Below are 14,750 nucleotides of genomic sequence, written 5' to 3' on the forward strand. Positions count from 1 at the left end.
TATGGCAAACTGCGTGCTCACATCTATTAATGCCTCCTGGCCGACATTGCCGGCGGGGACGTGCCTGAGAATCAAACTATGAAATGGCTTTGTGTGGTGAGTATGTTGTCCGGCCTGGCTATCAGCCCGGTTTTTGCGCAGGAAAGCAGTGTGACCCAAGGGATCTATGCTCAGGAGCGTGATGCCTTTGTCTCCAACCTGATGAAGCAGATGACGCTGGAAGAGAAAATCGGCCAGCTACGTTTGATCAGCGTTGGGCCAGATAACCCGAAAGAGGCCATTCGTGACGGCATCAGCAAAGGCCAGATCGGGGCGATCTTCAACACCGTGACCCGGCCAGATATCCGCGTCATGCAGGATCAGGCCATGCAGCTCAGCCGCCTGAAGATCCCACTGTTTTTTGCCTATGATGTGGTACATGGCCAGCGTACCGTATTCCCGATCAGCCTGGGGCTGGCGGCGAGTTTTGATCTGGAGGCTATCGCCCTGAGTGGACGTGTTTCAGCGCAGGAAGCCAGCGATGACGGCCTGAACATGACCTTCTCGCCGATGGTGGATATTACCCGCGATCCGCGTTGGGGCCGAGTCTCCGAAGGGTTCGGTGAGGATACCTGGCTGGTATCGAAGATTGCCAAAGTGATGGTGGATGCCTACCAGAATGGCGATCCGTCCAAGCCGGGTTCGGTGATGGCCAGCGTGAAACACTTCGCCTTGTATGGTGCAGTTGAAGGTGGCCGTGACTATAACACCGTCGATATGAGCCCGTTGCGTATGCATCAGGACTACCTGCCGCCGTATAAGGCGGCGGTAGATGCTGGCAGCGGTGGCGTGATGGTTTCGTTGAACTCAATCAACGGCGTACCGGCGACGGCCAACCCATGGTTGCTGAAAGATCTCCTGCGCGACCAGTGGGGCTTTAAAGGCATCACCATTAGCGATCACGGCGCGATTAAAGAGTTGATTAAGCATGGCGTGGCCGCGGACGCGCGCGACGCGGTGCGCTTGGCGATCACCTCCGGCGTCGACATGAGCATGAGCGACGAGTATTACGACCAATACTTGCCGGGGTTGGTGAAGGAGGGTTTGGTTTCTGAAAGTGAGATCGACCGAGCCTGCCGCGACGTGCTGAACACCAAATATGATATGGGCCTGTTTAAAGATCCGTATAACCACCTTGGCCCGGTTGGTTCCGACCCGCAGGATACCAATGCCGAAAGCCGTCTGCACCGTGCGGAAGCCCGTGTGATTGCCCGTAAAACGATGGTGCTGCTGAAAAATGACAAGCAGACGCTGCCATTGCAAAAGCAGGGTACCATTGCGCTGATCGGGCCGATGGCCGACAGCCAGCGCGATATTATGGGGAGTTGGTCAGCCGCAGGCGTGGTGAAGCAGTCGATCACCGTGCGTGAAGGGTTGCAGAATGCGGTGGGCGATAAGGCCAGCATCCTGTACGCCAAAGGGGCCAATATTACTCAGGACAAGAGCATTATTGATTATCTGAACGAGTATGAACCTGCGGTGGCCTTTGACACGCGTCCGCCACAACAGATGATTGATGAAGCGGTGAAGATCGCCAAACAGGCCGACGTGGTGGTGGCGGTAGTGGGTGAGGCGCAGGGGATGGCTCATGAAGCCTCCAGCCGGGCGGATATCACCATTCCGCAAAGCCAGCGTGACCTGATCGCGGCGCTGAAAGCCACGGGTAAACCGCTGGTTCTGGTGCTGATGAATGGCCGCCCGTTGGCATTGAGCTGGGAAAGTGAACAGGCAGATGCGATGCTGGAAACCTGGTACAGCGGCACCGAAGGCGGTAACGCCATCGCCGACGTGCTGTTTGGTGACTACAACCCTTCCGGCAAGCTGCCAATGACCTTCCCGCGCTCGGTGGGGCAGATCCCGATTTACTACAACCATCTCAACACTGGCCGACCGTTCGGCAAGGAAAACCCGGGCAAGTACACTTCGCGCTACTTTGATTCGCCGAATGGCCCGCTGTACCCATTTGGGTATGGTCTGAGCTATAGCCAGTTTGCCCTGTCCGATTTCAAACTCTCCAGCCCCGAAATGGCGCGCGACGGCAAAATTACCGCCAGCGTGATGCTGAAAAACACCGGTAAATATAACGGTGCTACCGTGGTGCAGCTGTATGTGCAGGATGTAACCGCCTCGGTCAGTCGCCCGATCAAGGAGCTGCGTAACTTCAAGAAGGTGACGTTGCGTGCCGGGCAGGAACAGCGGGTGGAATTACCGATTACCGAGGACGATTTGAAGTTTTATAACGCCAGCCTGAAATGGGGCGCGGAGCCGGGTAAATTCAACGTGTTTGTTGGCCTGGACTCGGACAACCTGCAACAGCAGAGCTTTATCCTGAAATAAGTTTGTGAGGGGACAAGGTATCCCGGCTCCGATGCCATGTCCCCTCATCAAATACCAAGTGGTTCACGATAAAAATCACCGGAGATTGCATCATGAAAAGATATCTGGACTGTAGCGCCAGCGATCTGGCCAACATCAGCAAAGACGATCTGATCTACGCCATCCGTGCCAGCGAAGGGCGCATCTTGGTCAGTGAGAGCATCGCGGTCACTCAGCCGCTACTCAATAACGTTACCAATGCCGAGCTGGCCGCCAGCCAGGGGGCCGACATCCTGCTGCTGAACCTGTTTGATGTCAATCAGCCGCACATTGCCGGGCTGCCTGGCGATGTGCCGCCTGAGAATGCCATACGCGAACTGCAACGGCTGACCGGGCGCGTCATCGGGGTCAATCTGGAAGCCGTCGATCCGGCGTTTGCCACCACGCATAATGAGTTCTGGCAGATGACGGCGGGGCGCGCGGCCACGGCGGAAAACGCCCGAAAGTTGTATGAGCTTGGCGCTCGCATGGTGGTTTTGACCGGTAACCCGAATAACGGCGTCAGCAACCAGGCCATCGCAGAGGCGCTGAAGCACATTCGTGACGAAGTGGGCGATAAGCTGGTGCTGGTGACCGGCAAAATGCACGGTGCCGGGATTGTGCGTGAAAGCGGCAGTCAGTTGATCACTGAACAAGATATCGCACTGTTTGTAGAAAATGGAGCTGATATCGTTCTGCTGCCAGCACCGGGCACCATCCCCGGCATGTCGCAGGAAAAGGTCGCCTCGCTGATTACGTTTACTCAGCAACAGGGCGCGCTGGCGATGACCGCCATCGGCACTTCTCAGGAGGGGGCCGATGTGCAAACCATTCGCCAGATTGCTCTGATGAGCAAAATGGCAGGGGCCGATCTGCATCATATTGGTGATACCGGCTATCTTGGCTTGGCGTTGCCGGAGAATATCTTTGCCTACAGCGTGGCGATCCGCGGCGTACGCCACACATATACCCGCATTGCCCGCTCCGTTAACCGCTAATGTTTCAGGGCCGTACTCAATCTGCGGCCCGTTAAGTCCCACTCACTGTAGCCCTTTCCCGCAAGGGGTAACTCGGCAGGTTAGTTTATTACTGACAGATTAATTTTAGTAATATCAATGGAATTTAATTGATAACTTAATAACTTAATGAGCTATCAAATTACCTGGTTGTTAATTTATCGTCTGCGCCACCAGCTTATTGGTTTAATAAGCTGGTAGGTTATTAAGTTATTCAGATCTTCTTTAGCAAGGCCAGCAACTGCGCCTCGCTCTTGTCGGCCAAAGTGTCGATGGCCAACTTGATCACATCAGAACGGGTGATGCGTACGATGCCGTTACGCGCCGCATGACCGATCACTTCGTCGATCATCTCCACGTGGTTATCCGTCAGGCTGACGGACAGCGCTTTATAAATGCGCTTACGGCCCTGGGGCTTTTCGGCAACGGCGGCAGGAGCGGGAACAATCAACGTATGCGAAGTGGCGCTGTTGATAAATTCATCTTCCGACATGCGGTGGGTTGGCGTACGTTTTTTCACAGGATCACCTCTGTTACCAGGCTTTCGATTTCGTGCTGTGCTTTTTCATTGTGCGCTTCATGCACGGTTAGCGCTTCGCCCCAGGCATCGCGATAAATTTTGCGATCGCACAGGCGGTTGCTCACCAACTTCAGTTCCGGGTATTCGCTTAGCACTTCGGCCGCTTCGTTGGCTTCGTTAATGAAGATATTGGTTGGGCACAGGTTGAGCACAATGTGGCCTTTTACCTTTTCATTATATTCCTGGGCGGTGGAGAACATCTCGGACAGGTAGCCGATGGTATCCAGGTCCATCTGTGAAGGGCGCAACGGCGAGATGAACAGATCGGCGGCCAGCAGACCGGAGCGTAATTCTGCGCTGTCGCGGCCAGCGGTATCGACAATCACATAATCGTAGTGACGGTTCAGTTCCAGCAGGGTTTCTTTAATCTTGCCTGAGGCTGCCACCACCGGGATCTGCGGAAGCCCTTCAACATTCTGACGGTCGTTGAACCAGGTCATGATGGATTTCTGGTCGTCGGCATCGACGATAATGGCCGTTTTCTTCTGTTGCAGGATCAGATATCCGGCGATGTTTACCGCCATGGTCGATTTGCCGACGCCGCCTTTCTGCGAACCAATCAAAACAATCATGTTGCCATCTCTCAAGTTGCCAAGCAGATAACTTATCAATTAGCTAACTTAATAAGTTAATGCGCTTGCTAGGTTGGTAGTTAAATGAGTTAACAAGTGCGTATGACGACAATATGCCCCATTGGCCGTGGCTTGCCAAGTAGCGGAAGTCTTAACTTGTGGGTTTATTTGTTTAGTAACTTACTAGCTTAGTGAGTTATTGTCTGAGAAAAAGGGCTAAAATGAGCGTTGAATTTAACTAAGTTAATAGCTTAACAGGTTGGTGTTTTGTGAAGTCATTAAGGTAGGGATGTGGCGGAACCGCATGCATGCTGCGGCCCCGCTTGGGGAATAACGCTACTTTTTCATCATGTTTTTCAGATTGGCGAAGGGGTTATGTGTGGCTAACCCTACGTCTTTCTGCGCATCTTCACCTGCCACCACTGTGGAGCCATACTGATCGGCTTCGGTGTACTTTGAGTGCTCATGATCGTGGCAGTACAGGCACAACATTTCCCAGTTGCTACCGTCTTCCGGGTTGTTGCTGTGGTCATGATCGATGTGATGCACCGTCAATTCACGCAGGTTGGAGTAAACAAATTCGCGTGAACAGCGCCCGCAGACCCACGGGAAGATTTTCAGTGCTTTTTCGCGGTAACCGGTTTCCAGTCTCGCGTAGTTTTTTGGAATGTATGCCATGTGGGCACCTACAGGATCAGAATGATATTGCGCTCAATATTACCACAAACCGCCAGGAGATCGCGCAATCTGCACCCGATGAACAAGAGATGCCGTTCCCGGCGCCAAGTCTTATGAGTTTGAACGCTTTCCCTGAAAATCAAGGTGAAGAAGCAGGGCAATTTTGTTCAATACTCTCCCGCTGTAACCCGGCACGCTGGCACCTGTAATTATCTTCTACAGGTGCTGACTATGACGCTTTACCTCTCTATGGCCGCCTTCGCGTTGGCTTCATCCATTACCCCAGGTCCGGTGAACATCGTGGCACTGAGCTGTGGCGCGCAGTTTGGTTTTACGACCAGTCTGCGGCATGTGACCGGTGCGACCTTGGGTTTCACGTTATTACTGGTGTCGGTTGGTTTGGGAATGCATGAAGTGCTTACCTTATGGCCGGGGTTGACTACCGTGATCCTTTGGGCTGGCGTGGCTTTTCTGCTCTATATGGCCTATCAGCTTGCAGCGGATGACGGGACACTGAGCCAGGGCAATCGGCAGCAAACCCCTTCTTATTGGTATGGTGCCTTGCTGCAATTGCTGAACCCCAAGGCCTGGTTGGCTTCTGTCGCCAGCATGGGGGCCTTTGTCGGTGATGGGGAGATGCGGCTGCTGTGGCAATTTGCCGGGCTCTATTTTGTGATTTGCTACCTGTCGATAGCCTGTTGGGCCTACGCCGGAGCTATGCTGAGCAGCTTGTTGCAACGGGCGCACAATCTGCGGCGCTTTAACCGCTTGATGGCGCTGCTGCTGGCGTTCAGCGCCTGTTACTTGCTGGCCGAGGGGATCTGATACTGGCCGGGGGTGGCTGCCAGCAGCTGTTTGAAGGTGCGCTGAAAGTGCGCCTGATCGGCAAACCCGCTTTCGTTGGCGGCGGCGGCAATCGAGAAGCCCTGTTTCAGTAGCCGCTGGCCGTGCTGGACGCGTTGATTGACCAGGTAGGCATGAGGCGTCATACCGTAGCGCTTCTTGAATGCGCGGATCAGGTAAGAAGGGGAGAGGGCCGATGCTTGGCAGATCGCCTCTAACGTCAGCGACTGGGTACAATGAGTGCGGATAAACGCCGCAGCTATTTCCAATTTAGGGGTCATATCCTGCTGTGGAACCGGAGATTCGCCGAGTAACTGTGGCAGGTTACTGAAGTAATCCACCAGGGCAATCTGCTTTTCCAGATGGCAACAGAGCGGATCGGTCAGTACCCCATACAGCTGATTCAGGCCGTTAAACAGTGTCTTATCCTGGCTCATAATCTGCTTGAACGGCACGAAGCCTGCGCCAGGGTCCTGTTGAAGCGTTGCCAACCAGTGCTGGTCAATATAAAACATGGTATAGGCCCAGCGTTGGTCGCCAATGGGATTGCAGCCGTGCGTCTGTTGCGGGTTGATGATCACCACGTCACCGGTGTTAACCTGGAGATGCTGATCGCCGCTAACATAGGTGCTGGTACCGGCGGTGATGGTGCCAATACAGAAAAACTCGTGGCTGTGTAGTGCATAACAAAGCTTGCGGCCATCTTCGACGTGACGGGCCTCAACGAACGGCAGGCGTTCATCGCGCCAGAATTGTGGGGCATATTGGCTCATTGTTTTTCTCTGGCGTTATTACAGGGAGAGCTTGTTATAGCTTAAATTGCATTGTGTGGTCGAGAGGGAACAAAAAATGGTAGCGTGGTTGCAGCGGCTGGCTTTGCCGCCGGTAGTGATGGCAGTTTGTGCTGCGGGGATGGCGGCAACCCGCTGGCTAACCGAGGGGGACTGGCAAGATAACCTGCTTATTCTCTTGGCCGCAGGCGTATTGGCGGTATCTTCTGTGATGATTATGTTTAGTGCCAGTTATGCTTTTCACCGGGCTGGCACCACGTTGCATCCACAAAAATTTCAGCGGGTCAGCGCGTTGCTGGTTAACGGAGTTTTCCGTTTCAGCCGTAATCCGGTGTATCTGGGGCAGATCCTGCTGTTGGCGGCCTGGGGGCTATTGCTGGGCGGTATCGGCGTCTGGTTATGGTGGGGGCTGTTTTTTGCCTACCTGGATCGTGTGCAGATCCCGCGCGAAGAGGCGTTCCTACTTACCAACTTTGGCCAAGACTACGAGGCGTTTTGCCGGCGGGTAAGGCGTTGGCTTTGAGGCCCCTCACCCCAACCCTCTCCCTGTGGGCTGAGTGATCCCCAGTAATATGGTCAGCATCCCATGACCATATTACTGTACTCATTCCCTAACTTTTTCAGCATATTAACTATATTCATCCGTCTCACTATTCCCGCTCTGTCTCTCAGGACCTCACCAGCAAGCCTCAGATACGACAGGATCCGTCTCCCTTTCTCACTATTTGCCTGATAATGCCTATGAAGTTGTTTCTTTTCCGCCATATACCCCGTCAGCCACATCACCAGGCTGGCCATCGCTGCCACTACACTCAGAACCGCCAGGCGACCCCAGCCCTGGCTGCGGCTTAGTCTCAGCCCATATCCGAAGCGCGGACTTTTTTCGTCGCGGAAGTTCTGCTCTATCTGCATCCGACGACTGTACAGGGTCATTATCTGATGAGGCTCCAGGCCTTCAACATTACTGAACAGCAACCACGGTTCCTGAGCGCTACTTCGATGCTCTTTCTCCGTTTTTGACCGTCTGCCTTTTCCGTGACGTCCCGCCGATGGGCGCTTTTGCAGATAAAAGCTACCGTAACAAGGCATCCTCGGCTTACGAGCAAGTACACCGTAACCGACTTTTATGGGAGTGCTCTCCGCCTGCAAGTCACTGATTTTCATCCAGCGGGTGCTTCCTTCCAACTGGAAGCAGACGAGCCCTCTGACCCTGCCCGTAAAACACCAGCCCAGTTGGCTTATGTGCCTGAACCAGTCAGTTCTGAAGCCCGCATCCGTGATTATTGTGACGGGTTTTCCGTCGGGAATGGCCGCGTGGAGACGGTCAAGGAAGGCGCACTGAACCTGGCTGTTTTGTGCCAGCCAGGCGGGCACCACTTCGCTCATCAGAGGGAGGGAACGGCCATTACAGACTAGGCTTGCTCGCAGCAGATGCCAGTTTTTGTCATGCCATCCGCTCCAGTCGACAGCAATAACGCAGAACGGCATCAGTGAGGTGATAGACCGCGTAAGCATCTGTTGAATAAGGGGAAGTTCGTGATGAATAGCGGTATTACCGAGGGCCCGATCGACACGTTTAATTTTATTTTTGACGTGAGCTCTGCCTGGAAGCGAACGGCCGAGACTGGTTAGCGTCAAGTCAGCGCCGTTGCAAAGTGCAATGGCCATAGAGATAAGTACATTGATCCGAAAGGAATGAATACCACGTAAAGACGCGGAGAAAAATTTCTGGCAAACTGTTTGTAAAGGCACGATGAGGTCTCTTCTGTTTTGTTAGCGCAACCAGTAGATCACACTTCATCGTGCCTTTCATTTTTTTGTGGGGATTCCTCAGCCCTGTGGGAGAGGGTTAGGGTGAGGGGTCATTTTGATGCTGAATATCAATCTTCTTCTTCGTTACGCGCCATCAGTTGCCGCTGGTGCTCATCACTGGCCGCCTGGATCTCTTCCAGCACCGAGTCAACGTCGGCCCGCTTGCTGGTTTCAACAAACTTACCGGTCAACTCCGTCTCTGGCGTCAGGTTGCCTTCCTGGTACAGCGCCCAAATCTCTTTGGCATACTTGCTGCCCAGCAATTGCGGCGCATACTGGCCGTAGTAGTGAGTCATATTGTTGATATCGCGCTCAAACATGCTTTTGGCGTGGTTGTTGGCGGCGGCATCTACCACCTGCGGCAGATCGATAATCACCGGCCCGTCTTTATCCATCAGCACGTTGAACTCTGACAGATCGCCGTGAACCAGCCCAACACAGAGCATGCGTACGGCATAGTTCATCATCAAGGCGTGATCGTTCAACGCCTGTTCCGGCGTTAAGGTGACGTCGCTCAGGCGTGGGGCTACCAGCCCTTCTTCATCGGTGATCAGCTCCATCAGCAATACACCGTCCAGGCAGATATCCGGCTGTGGCACACGCACGCCAGCCTTGGCCAGCAGGTATAGCGCGTCCACTTCGGTATTTTGCCAGGCCTCTTCCTGCTGTTGGCGGCCAAATTTGGAGCCTTTACTCATGGCGCGAGCGTCGCGGCTGTTGCGCACCTTGCGGCCTTCCTGGTAGTTCACGGCCTGCTTGAAGTTGCGTTTATCGGCTTCTTTGTACACTTTGGCGCAGCGGATCTCTTTACCGCAACGCACGATAAATACGTCGGCTTCTTTGCCACTTTTCAAACGGCGGATGACGTCGTCGATTAAACCATCATCTACCAATGGCTGGAGTCGTTTTGGAATTTTCATGCAGCCTTGTACCCTATTTAGGCTCCGCTGTGAATATTTGCTTATGGTCTTAATGAAAAATCAGACCAAAAAGGCAAAAATGGGTTTTGCCGCCGGGGTGGTACATTGCCTCCCCGGAGGTCCTTACTCTGCTTCGGCCATGACCCAGACGCTAACGCTGCCGCCGTTGACCGGGAAGGCTGCGCTGCCGTGCTCATCCGTCATGATATCGTCCTCGCGGTTGCCGAGGAAGTCACGCCAGGATTTATGCGCAAAATTTTCGCCCAGCGCGACGGTTTTACTGCTTTCGGCCCCGTTGGTCATCACCACCACGCAACCTGGTTGCTCGGCAGTGCCACTGCGGCTGAAGGCGATGCAGTGCGGATCGTCAAAATAGTCGTGCTGTTCGCCGTTGGCAAAGCGTTGACGCGCCTGGATCAGTTTCTCCAGTTCGGCTATCACCGGCATGTCAATCTGGTATTCCTGGCCGTCATCGCCTTGATCGCTATAGCTGGCACCGTACAGATCCGGGTAAAACAGGCAAGGAACGCCTTGTTCACGCAGCAGGATCAGGGCGTAGGCCAGCGGTTTGAACCAAGGTTCGACCGGCGCTTCGAGCGATTGCAACGGCTGAGTGTCATGGTTTGCCACCAGGGTTACCGCATGGGCAGGATCGACGGCGACCAGCGTATCGGTAAACAGCTGCGACATATCGTAACTATCGCCCTGTTTTGACGCCAGATGGAATTTCAGCTGTAGCGGCACGTCGAACAGCATCACTTTACCATCGACCAGTGCTAAATACTGTTGTAATGCCGCCAGATCGTGTGACCAGTATTCGGCCACGATAAACAGATCGCGCTGTGCCGCATCGCGCACGTGATCTGCCCAGTCTTTAAAGAACCAGGCTGGGATATGTTTGGTGGCATCCAACCGGAACCCGTCGCAAGGCAGGATTTCCATCAACCAGCGTGCCCAGTATTTTAGCTCCTCGACGACGGCGTGGTTACGAAACTCCACGTTAGCGCCCATCAAATAGTCAAAGTTGCCATTTTCGTCGTCAACCTGATCGTTCCACCCCTCTTCGCCGTAGTCATTGGCAATTTTGAAGATGCCTTTGTCATCCGGTTGCTCGATATAATCGACGCCGCTAAAGCAGGTGTAGTCCCAGATAAATTTGGAATAGGCTCCTTGCCGTCCTGGGAAAGTGAAGCGAGTGTAGGCTAACGCGTCGATGCCAACTTCTGCGATATCGTTACGGTTATCTTCATCTACCTTATAGACGTGCACCTGCTCTTTTTCATCGGCGCCAATCTTGTGGTTGAACACCACGTCATAGAGCACCCGGATCTGGTGTTCGCGCAGGCTATTAACGGCCTGTATCAACGCCTCTTTGTCGCCGTATTTGGTGGCGCGGGTACCTTTTTGATCAAACTCCCCCAGATCGAACAGATCGTAGCTGTCATACCCCACCGAATAGCCACCCGCAGCCCCTTTATAGGCTGGTGGCAGCCATAGATCGGTCACACCTAGCTCGGCCAGGGCAGGGGCACGCTCGGCGACTTCCTGCCATAGCTTGCCGCCATCCGGGTAGTACCAATGGAAAAACTGTAACAGCGTGGTCTTTTTCGTCATCAGTCAGTACCCCGGTTCGTCAGTAAACGTGTGCCAAATGCTCGGCCCCTCTAAGCATGGGCCACTTTTGGCAAAAGGGAAAATACGTGGCGCCAGCCTGTAAGCAGAGTAGCCTCTTGGCGCGGGGAGAGTATGGCCAATTTACCCGCCGCCCGTGAACTGTGAGCCGTTTCACCGTTCGGGCGTTTGCGTTATGTGAAGATATAACCAGTTGATAACAAAAAGCTAACGATGACAGGGAGTGGGGATGATGGATTACCCGATGGGCGTTTCCGCGCTGGTGACTTTGGTGGTGATCGCCTTATGGGCAACGTCGCGTTTGCCGGAGTATCTGGTTGCGCTGCTGTTTTTTGCTGCGGTAATGGTGTTGCAGCTAGCGCCGACGGCCGTGGTGTTTTCCGGCTTTGCCTCATCGGCATTCTGGCTGGTATTGAGCGGCTTTGTGCTGGGAACGGCCATTCGTTCTACGGGGCTGGCCGATCGGTTGGCCAACCGTATTTTGCCGCTACTGGCCGGTTCCTGGCCACGGCTGGTTGGCGGCGTGGTGGCCATCAGCTATGCGCTGGCCTTTGTCATGCCGTCGAACATGGGGCGTATAACCCTGCTGATGCCGATTATCATGGCGTTAGCCGAACGTGCCGGATTGGCGGAAGGCTCGCGTGGCCGCTATGGCCTGGCGTTAGCGGTGGGGTTTGGCACCTTCCAGCTTTCGGCCAGCATTTTGCCGGCCAACGTGCCTAATCTGGTGATGAGCGGGGCGGCAGAAAGTGCCTACGGTGTTCATTTCACCTATCTGTCCTACTTGTTGCTACATGCGCCGATCCTGGGGTTGGCAAAAGGCGCGTTGCTCACGTTATGCATCTGCTGGCTGTTCCGCGCCAAACCACAGCCGGTGGAAAAAACTATTGAGCAGAGTGCTCTAAGCGTGGCCGAATGGCGGTTGATCGCGCTGTTGCTGATCACGGTGCTGTTGTGGATCACCGATAGCTGGCACGGCATCGCTCCCGCCTGGGTGGGGTTGGCTGCCGCCTGCGTTTGCCTGTTGCCGCGTATTGGTTTTCTGACGGGTGAGCAGTTTGCGGCCGGTGTCAACATCCGCACCTGTCTCTATGTGGCGGGGATCCTTGGGTTGACGGCTTTAGTGAGCCACTCCGGGTTGGGGGATTGGTTAGGCAATGCATTGCTGAACGTCATACCGCAAACCCAGGATCGGCCATTTACCGCTTTTGGCATGTTGATCGGTATTACGACGCTGTTGAATTTTGTGGTGACGGCCAATGGCGTACCCGCGCTGTTCACGCCGCTGGCGCAGGTTCTGTCAGAGGGGAGCGGCCTGCCGCTAGCCACGGTACTGATGACTCAGGTGATTGGCTATGCCACGCCGCTGCTGCCGTATCAGGCATCACCGATTGTGGTGGCAATGGGGATGGGGAAAGTTCCTCCGCGCGAAGGACTGAAACTGTGTCTGCTGCTGGCCCTGTTAACCTTTGGGCTGTTGGTACCTTTGGATTATCTGTGGTTCGGGTTATTGGGCTGGTTTGGCTGACGAGCAAAAGGCGGCACTAGGGCCGCCTCTTTGCATAAAACCGTTGAACGATTAGTTATAGATAATCGCGGTGCCGTGCAGTTTATTGCTACCGGTTGTTGCGATGATCTGGAAGGATTTGGCGCCGGCTGCATCCGCTTTTGCCGCCAGTTTATTTTCCAGCGATGACAGGTCAGAAGCGCCACTCACGGTGATCACGCCGGATTGTTGCAGATCGGCCGGTTGGCTGCTGACCAACTCTGCGGCGAAGCTACCGAAAGAGACAGAAGCTAGTGCGATGGCGGCGAGGGTCATTTTCAGGTTTTTCATAATGGTTTCCTATCTCTAGATGAGCAATAAAAATTTTTGTGTTAGCCCGTTTAATTACTTAACGGTCGATAACTTAATGTTAGGCTCCTGCCCGAGCGATTGCAAATGTTTTTTTAGTGGTCGTTAATTAATTCGTGCTATTCCACTTAAGCCGTAAGCTGCCAGGTAAGGGGGTTTATGGCATTGTTTCAATATAAATTATTGTTAATTAATGTCTTTATCTTTATCTTTATTTGGTGATAGCTTTCGCCTGCTTTGTAGCCAGACGCAACCCGGATTGGATGCTATTTTTTTCCCGGTAAGGAGCGTCATTGGCCGCATTGCTTACCGATCGCCAATTAAAAGTTGCTCGCTTATCATCGGCGGCGTACTATTTTTTGTACCGATCGATAATTTATTTATTGCGCCCGAGTTGGGCCACCGGGAAAGTGAGGGGCTATGAGTATCAATAATGAAGACGCATGCGCGAAGAAATCACGCGGCAGGCCGAAGCAGTTTGATCGCGATCAGGCCGTTGAGCAGGCGCTTGAGCTGTTCTGGCGCCATGGCTATGATTCCACCTCGTTGGCCGATCTGGTGGAGGCGACCGGGGCTAAAGCGCCGACGCTGTATGCGGAGTTTGGTAACAAAGAGGGGCTGTTTCGCGCCGCGGTTGAGCGCTATCTGAGCCGCTACGTGGAATGTTACAACCGCCTGCTGGCCCAGGAGTTACCGATCGCCGATATCGTCGAAGCCTATCTGCGCACCTCGGCAGAGGTATTTACCGATCCGGAAAACCCCAGCGGCTGTTTTATGGTTTGTGCCAACGCCGCCTTGTCCTCCTCCTCAAACGATCTGGCCGAGATGCTGCGCAACAAGCATTTTGCGCAGGAAACCAGCCTGAAAGCCTGCTTTGACCGTAAGGTGCAGCAAGGGGAATTGCTGGCTCGCACCGATACAGCCTTGTTGGCGAAATATATTATTTGCCTGATTGAAGGCATGTCCGCCCAGGCGCGTGAAGGGGCCAGCCGTGAAGATCTGCTGCGGCTGCTGGAGACCACCATGATGGTGTGGCCGCGTTTGAGCCAGGTGGGTAACAAAGTTTGATCTGCCGCTAGACAGCCCCTCTCTCATTGCGGGAAAGGGGCCCGTTTTTACCGCGCTGTCCGCATCATATGCAGTAGTGGAAAAGGCTTGCCTTGGCCATCCAGCTCGCTGCGGCCCGTCACCACAAAACCGTAATGCTGATAAAACGCCAATGCCTGCGGATTCTGCTCGTTGACGTCCAGCAGCAGTTCCTGATGCATGGGCTCAACCTCAGCCAGCAGGGCCTTGCCAATACCTTCGCCACGCCGATCGGCATCAATAAACAGCATTTCCACTTTGTTGCCATCCAGGCCGATAAAACCGCATAGCTGCCCGGCAGCATCTTCGGCAACCCAGACGTTGACCGCCGGGAGATAGTCGTTGAGTATCAGCGGATACAGGTGCGCAATATCCTCTTCGGCCAGGAAGTGATGGGTGGCGCGCACCGAACGCTGCCAGATTTCAACTAGCTGCGCGTTATCCGCAGCCACGCGGGTTCTTATTGTTATCATCGAAATTCTCAATCTATTATCAAGTAAGCTATCAACATAGCGAGTTGAGCAGACTCAGCCCCTCACTATGATAAACTGCGTCATAGGCCGTGGACAGG

15 protein-coding genes are annotated in these 14,750 nt (G+C 54.1%); 6 read left to right on the forward strand and 9 right to left on the reverse strand.

The genetic code is table 11. The features are described 5' to 3' along the window. The first annotated feature begins 78 nt into the window (after window positions 1-78). Both bglX and KGP16_RS08320 read left to right on the forward strand, forming a co-directional pair. Entirely contained in the window at window positions 79-2,376 is a 2,298-nt protein-coding gene (gene bglX, locus KGP16_RS08315) for a beta-glucosidase BglX (protein ID WP_037375104.1), read from the forward strand. 92 nt (window positions 2,377-2,468) lie between these two features. Next, entirely contained in the window at window positions 2,469-3,392 is a 924-nt protein-coding gene (locus KGP16_RS08320) for a dihydrodipicolinate synthase (protein ID WP_021805189.1), read from the forward strand. Between the two features lie 232 nt (window positions 3,393-3,624). Here the strand turns inward: KGP16_RS08320 and KGP16_RS08325 are convergent, their stop codons facing one another. From KGP16_RS08325 to yajD, 3 genes are all read right to left on the reverse strand, one after another. After that, window positions 3,625-3,930 (reverse strand): hypothetical protein, encoded by a 306-nt coding sequence (locus tag KGP16_RS08325; RefSeq protein WP_021805186.1) that lies wholly within the window; start codon window positions 3,928-3,930, stop codon window positions 3,625-3,627. After that, the gene (locus KGP16_RS08330; RefSeq protein ID WP_021805185.1) at window positions 3,927-4,562 is read right to left on the reverse strand and encodes a division plane positioning ATPase MipZ; all 636 of its coding nucleotides are present in this window, start codon (window positions 4,560-4,562) and stop codon (window positions 3,927-3,929) included. The genes KGP16_RS08325 and KGP16_RS08330 overlap by 4 nt, the downstream gene beginning before the upstream one ends. A gap of 336 nt (window positions 4,563-4,898) precedes the next feature. Beyond that, window positions 4,899-5,240 carry an HNH nuclease YajD gene (gene yajD, locus KGP16_RS08335; protein WP_021180444.1) on the reverse strand — a complete coding sequence of 114 codons (342 nt, stop codon included), beginning with the start codon at window positions 5,238-5,240 and terminating at the stop codon, window positions 4,899-4,901. 231 nt (window positions 5,241-5,471) lie between these two features. Between yajD and KGP16_RS08340 the strand changes: the two genes are divergently transcribed. Further along, on the forward strand, window positions 5,472-6,065 hold the full coding sequence (locus KGP16_RS08340; protein WP_021805184.1) for a LysE family translocator: 594 nt from the start codon (window positions 5,472-5,474) through the stop codon (window positions 6,063-6,065). Here the strand turns inward: KGP16_RS08340 and KGP16_RS08345 are convergent. Next, window positions 6,041-6,856, reverse strand: coding sequence for an AraC family transcriptional regulator (locus tag KGP16_RS08345; protein WP_094982988.1), 816 nt, complete (start codon window positions 6,854-6,856; stop codon window positions 6,041-6,043). The genes KGP16_RS08340 and KGP16_RS08345 overlap by 25 nt on opposite strands. Before the next feature lie 76 nt (window positions 6,857-6,932). On the opposite strand from KGP16_RS08345, the gene KGP16_RS08350 reads away from it, so the two are divergent. Continuing rightward, window positions 6,933-7,397 (forward strand): isoprenylcysteine carboxylmethyltransferase family protein, encoded by a 465-nt coding sequence (locus KGP16_RS08350; RefSeq protein ID WP_094982987.1) that lies wholly within the window; start codon window positions 6,933-6,935, stop codon window positions 7,395-7,397. Window positions 7,398-7,450: 53 nt separating this feature from the next. Here the strand turns inward: KGP16_RS08350 and KGP16_RS08355 are convergent, their stop codons facing one another. From KGP16_RS08355 to amyA, 3 genes are all read right to left on the reverse strand, one after another. Continuing rightward, on the reverse strand, window positions 7,451-8,626 hold the full coding sequence (locus tag KGP16_RS08355; RefSeq protein ID WP_059199164.1) for an IS4 family transposase: 1,176 nt from the start codon (window positions 8,624-8,626) through the stop codon (window positions 7,451-7,453). Between the two features lie 128 nt (window positions 8,627-8,754). After that, on the reverse strand, window positions 8,755-9,606 hold the full coding sequence (locus KGP16_RS08360) for a PA4780 family RIO1-like protein kinase (RefSeq protein WP_021805181.1): 852 nt from the start codon (window positions 9,604-9,606) through the stop codon (window positions 8,755-8,757). A 123-nt stretch (window positions 9,607-9,729) separates the two neighbouring features. Then, a complete protein-coding gene (gene amyA, locus KGP16_RS08365; RefSeq protein ID WP_021805180.1) occupies window positions 9,730-11,220 on the reverse strand; it encodes an alpha-amylase in 1,491 nt (496 codons plus the stop codon). Between the two features lie 247 nt (window positions 11,221-11,467). Here amyA and KGP16_RS08370 point away from each other — a divergent pair, with 247 nt between their 5' ends. Further along, window positions 11,468-12,766: an SLC13 family permease gene (locus KGP16_RS08370; protein ID WP_223501143.1), complete on the forward strand. Its 1,299-nt coding sequence runs from the start codon at window positions 11,468-11,470 to the stop codon at window positions 12,764-12,766. Between the two features lie 51 nt (window positions 12,767-12,817). On the opposite strand, the gene KGP16_RS08375 is transcribed toward KGP16_RS08370, so the two are convergent. After that, window positions 12,818-13,075, reverse strand: a complete 258-nt coding sequence (locus tag KGP16_RS08375) for a YdgH/BhsA/McbA-like domain containing protein (RefSeq protein WP_021805178.1) — start codon at window positions 13,073-13,075, stop codon at window positions 12,818-12,820. Between the two features lie 438 nt (window positions 13,076-13,513). Between KGP16_RS08375 and KGP16_RS08380 the strand changes: the two genes are divergently transcribed. Further along, entirely contained in the window at window positions 13,514-14,161 is a 648-nt protein-coding gene (locus tag KGP16_RS08380; RefSeq protein WP_021805177.1) for a TetR/AcrR family transcriptional regulator, read from the forward strand. A gap of 47 nt (window positions 14,162-14,208) precedes the next feature. Here KGP16_RS08380 and KGP16_RS08385 read toward each other — a convergent pair whose 3' ends face one another. Further along, window positions 14,209-14,652, reverse strand: coding sequence for an acetyltransferase (locus KGP16_RS08385; protein WP_094982983.1), 444 nt, complete (start codon window positions 14,650-14,652; stop codon window positions 14,209-14,211). Window positions 14,653-14,750 lie beyond the last annotated feature (98 nt).

The sequence above is a fragment of the Serratia sp. JSRIV006 genome, assembly GCF_019968685.1.
In the GTDB taxonomy this organism is placed as follows: Bacteria; Pseudomonadota; Gammaproteobacteria; order Enterobacterales; family Enterobacteriaceae; genus Chania; species Chania fonticola_B.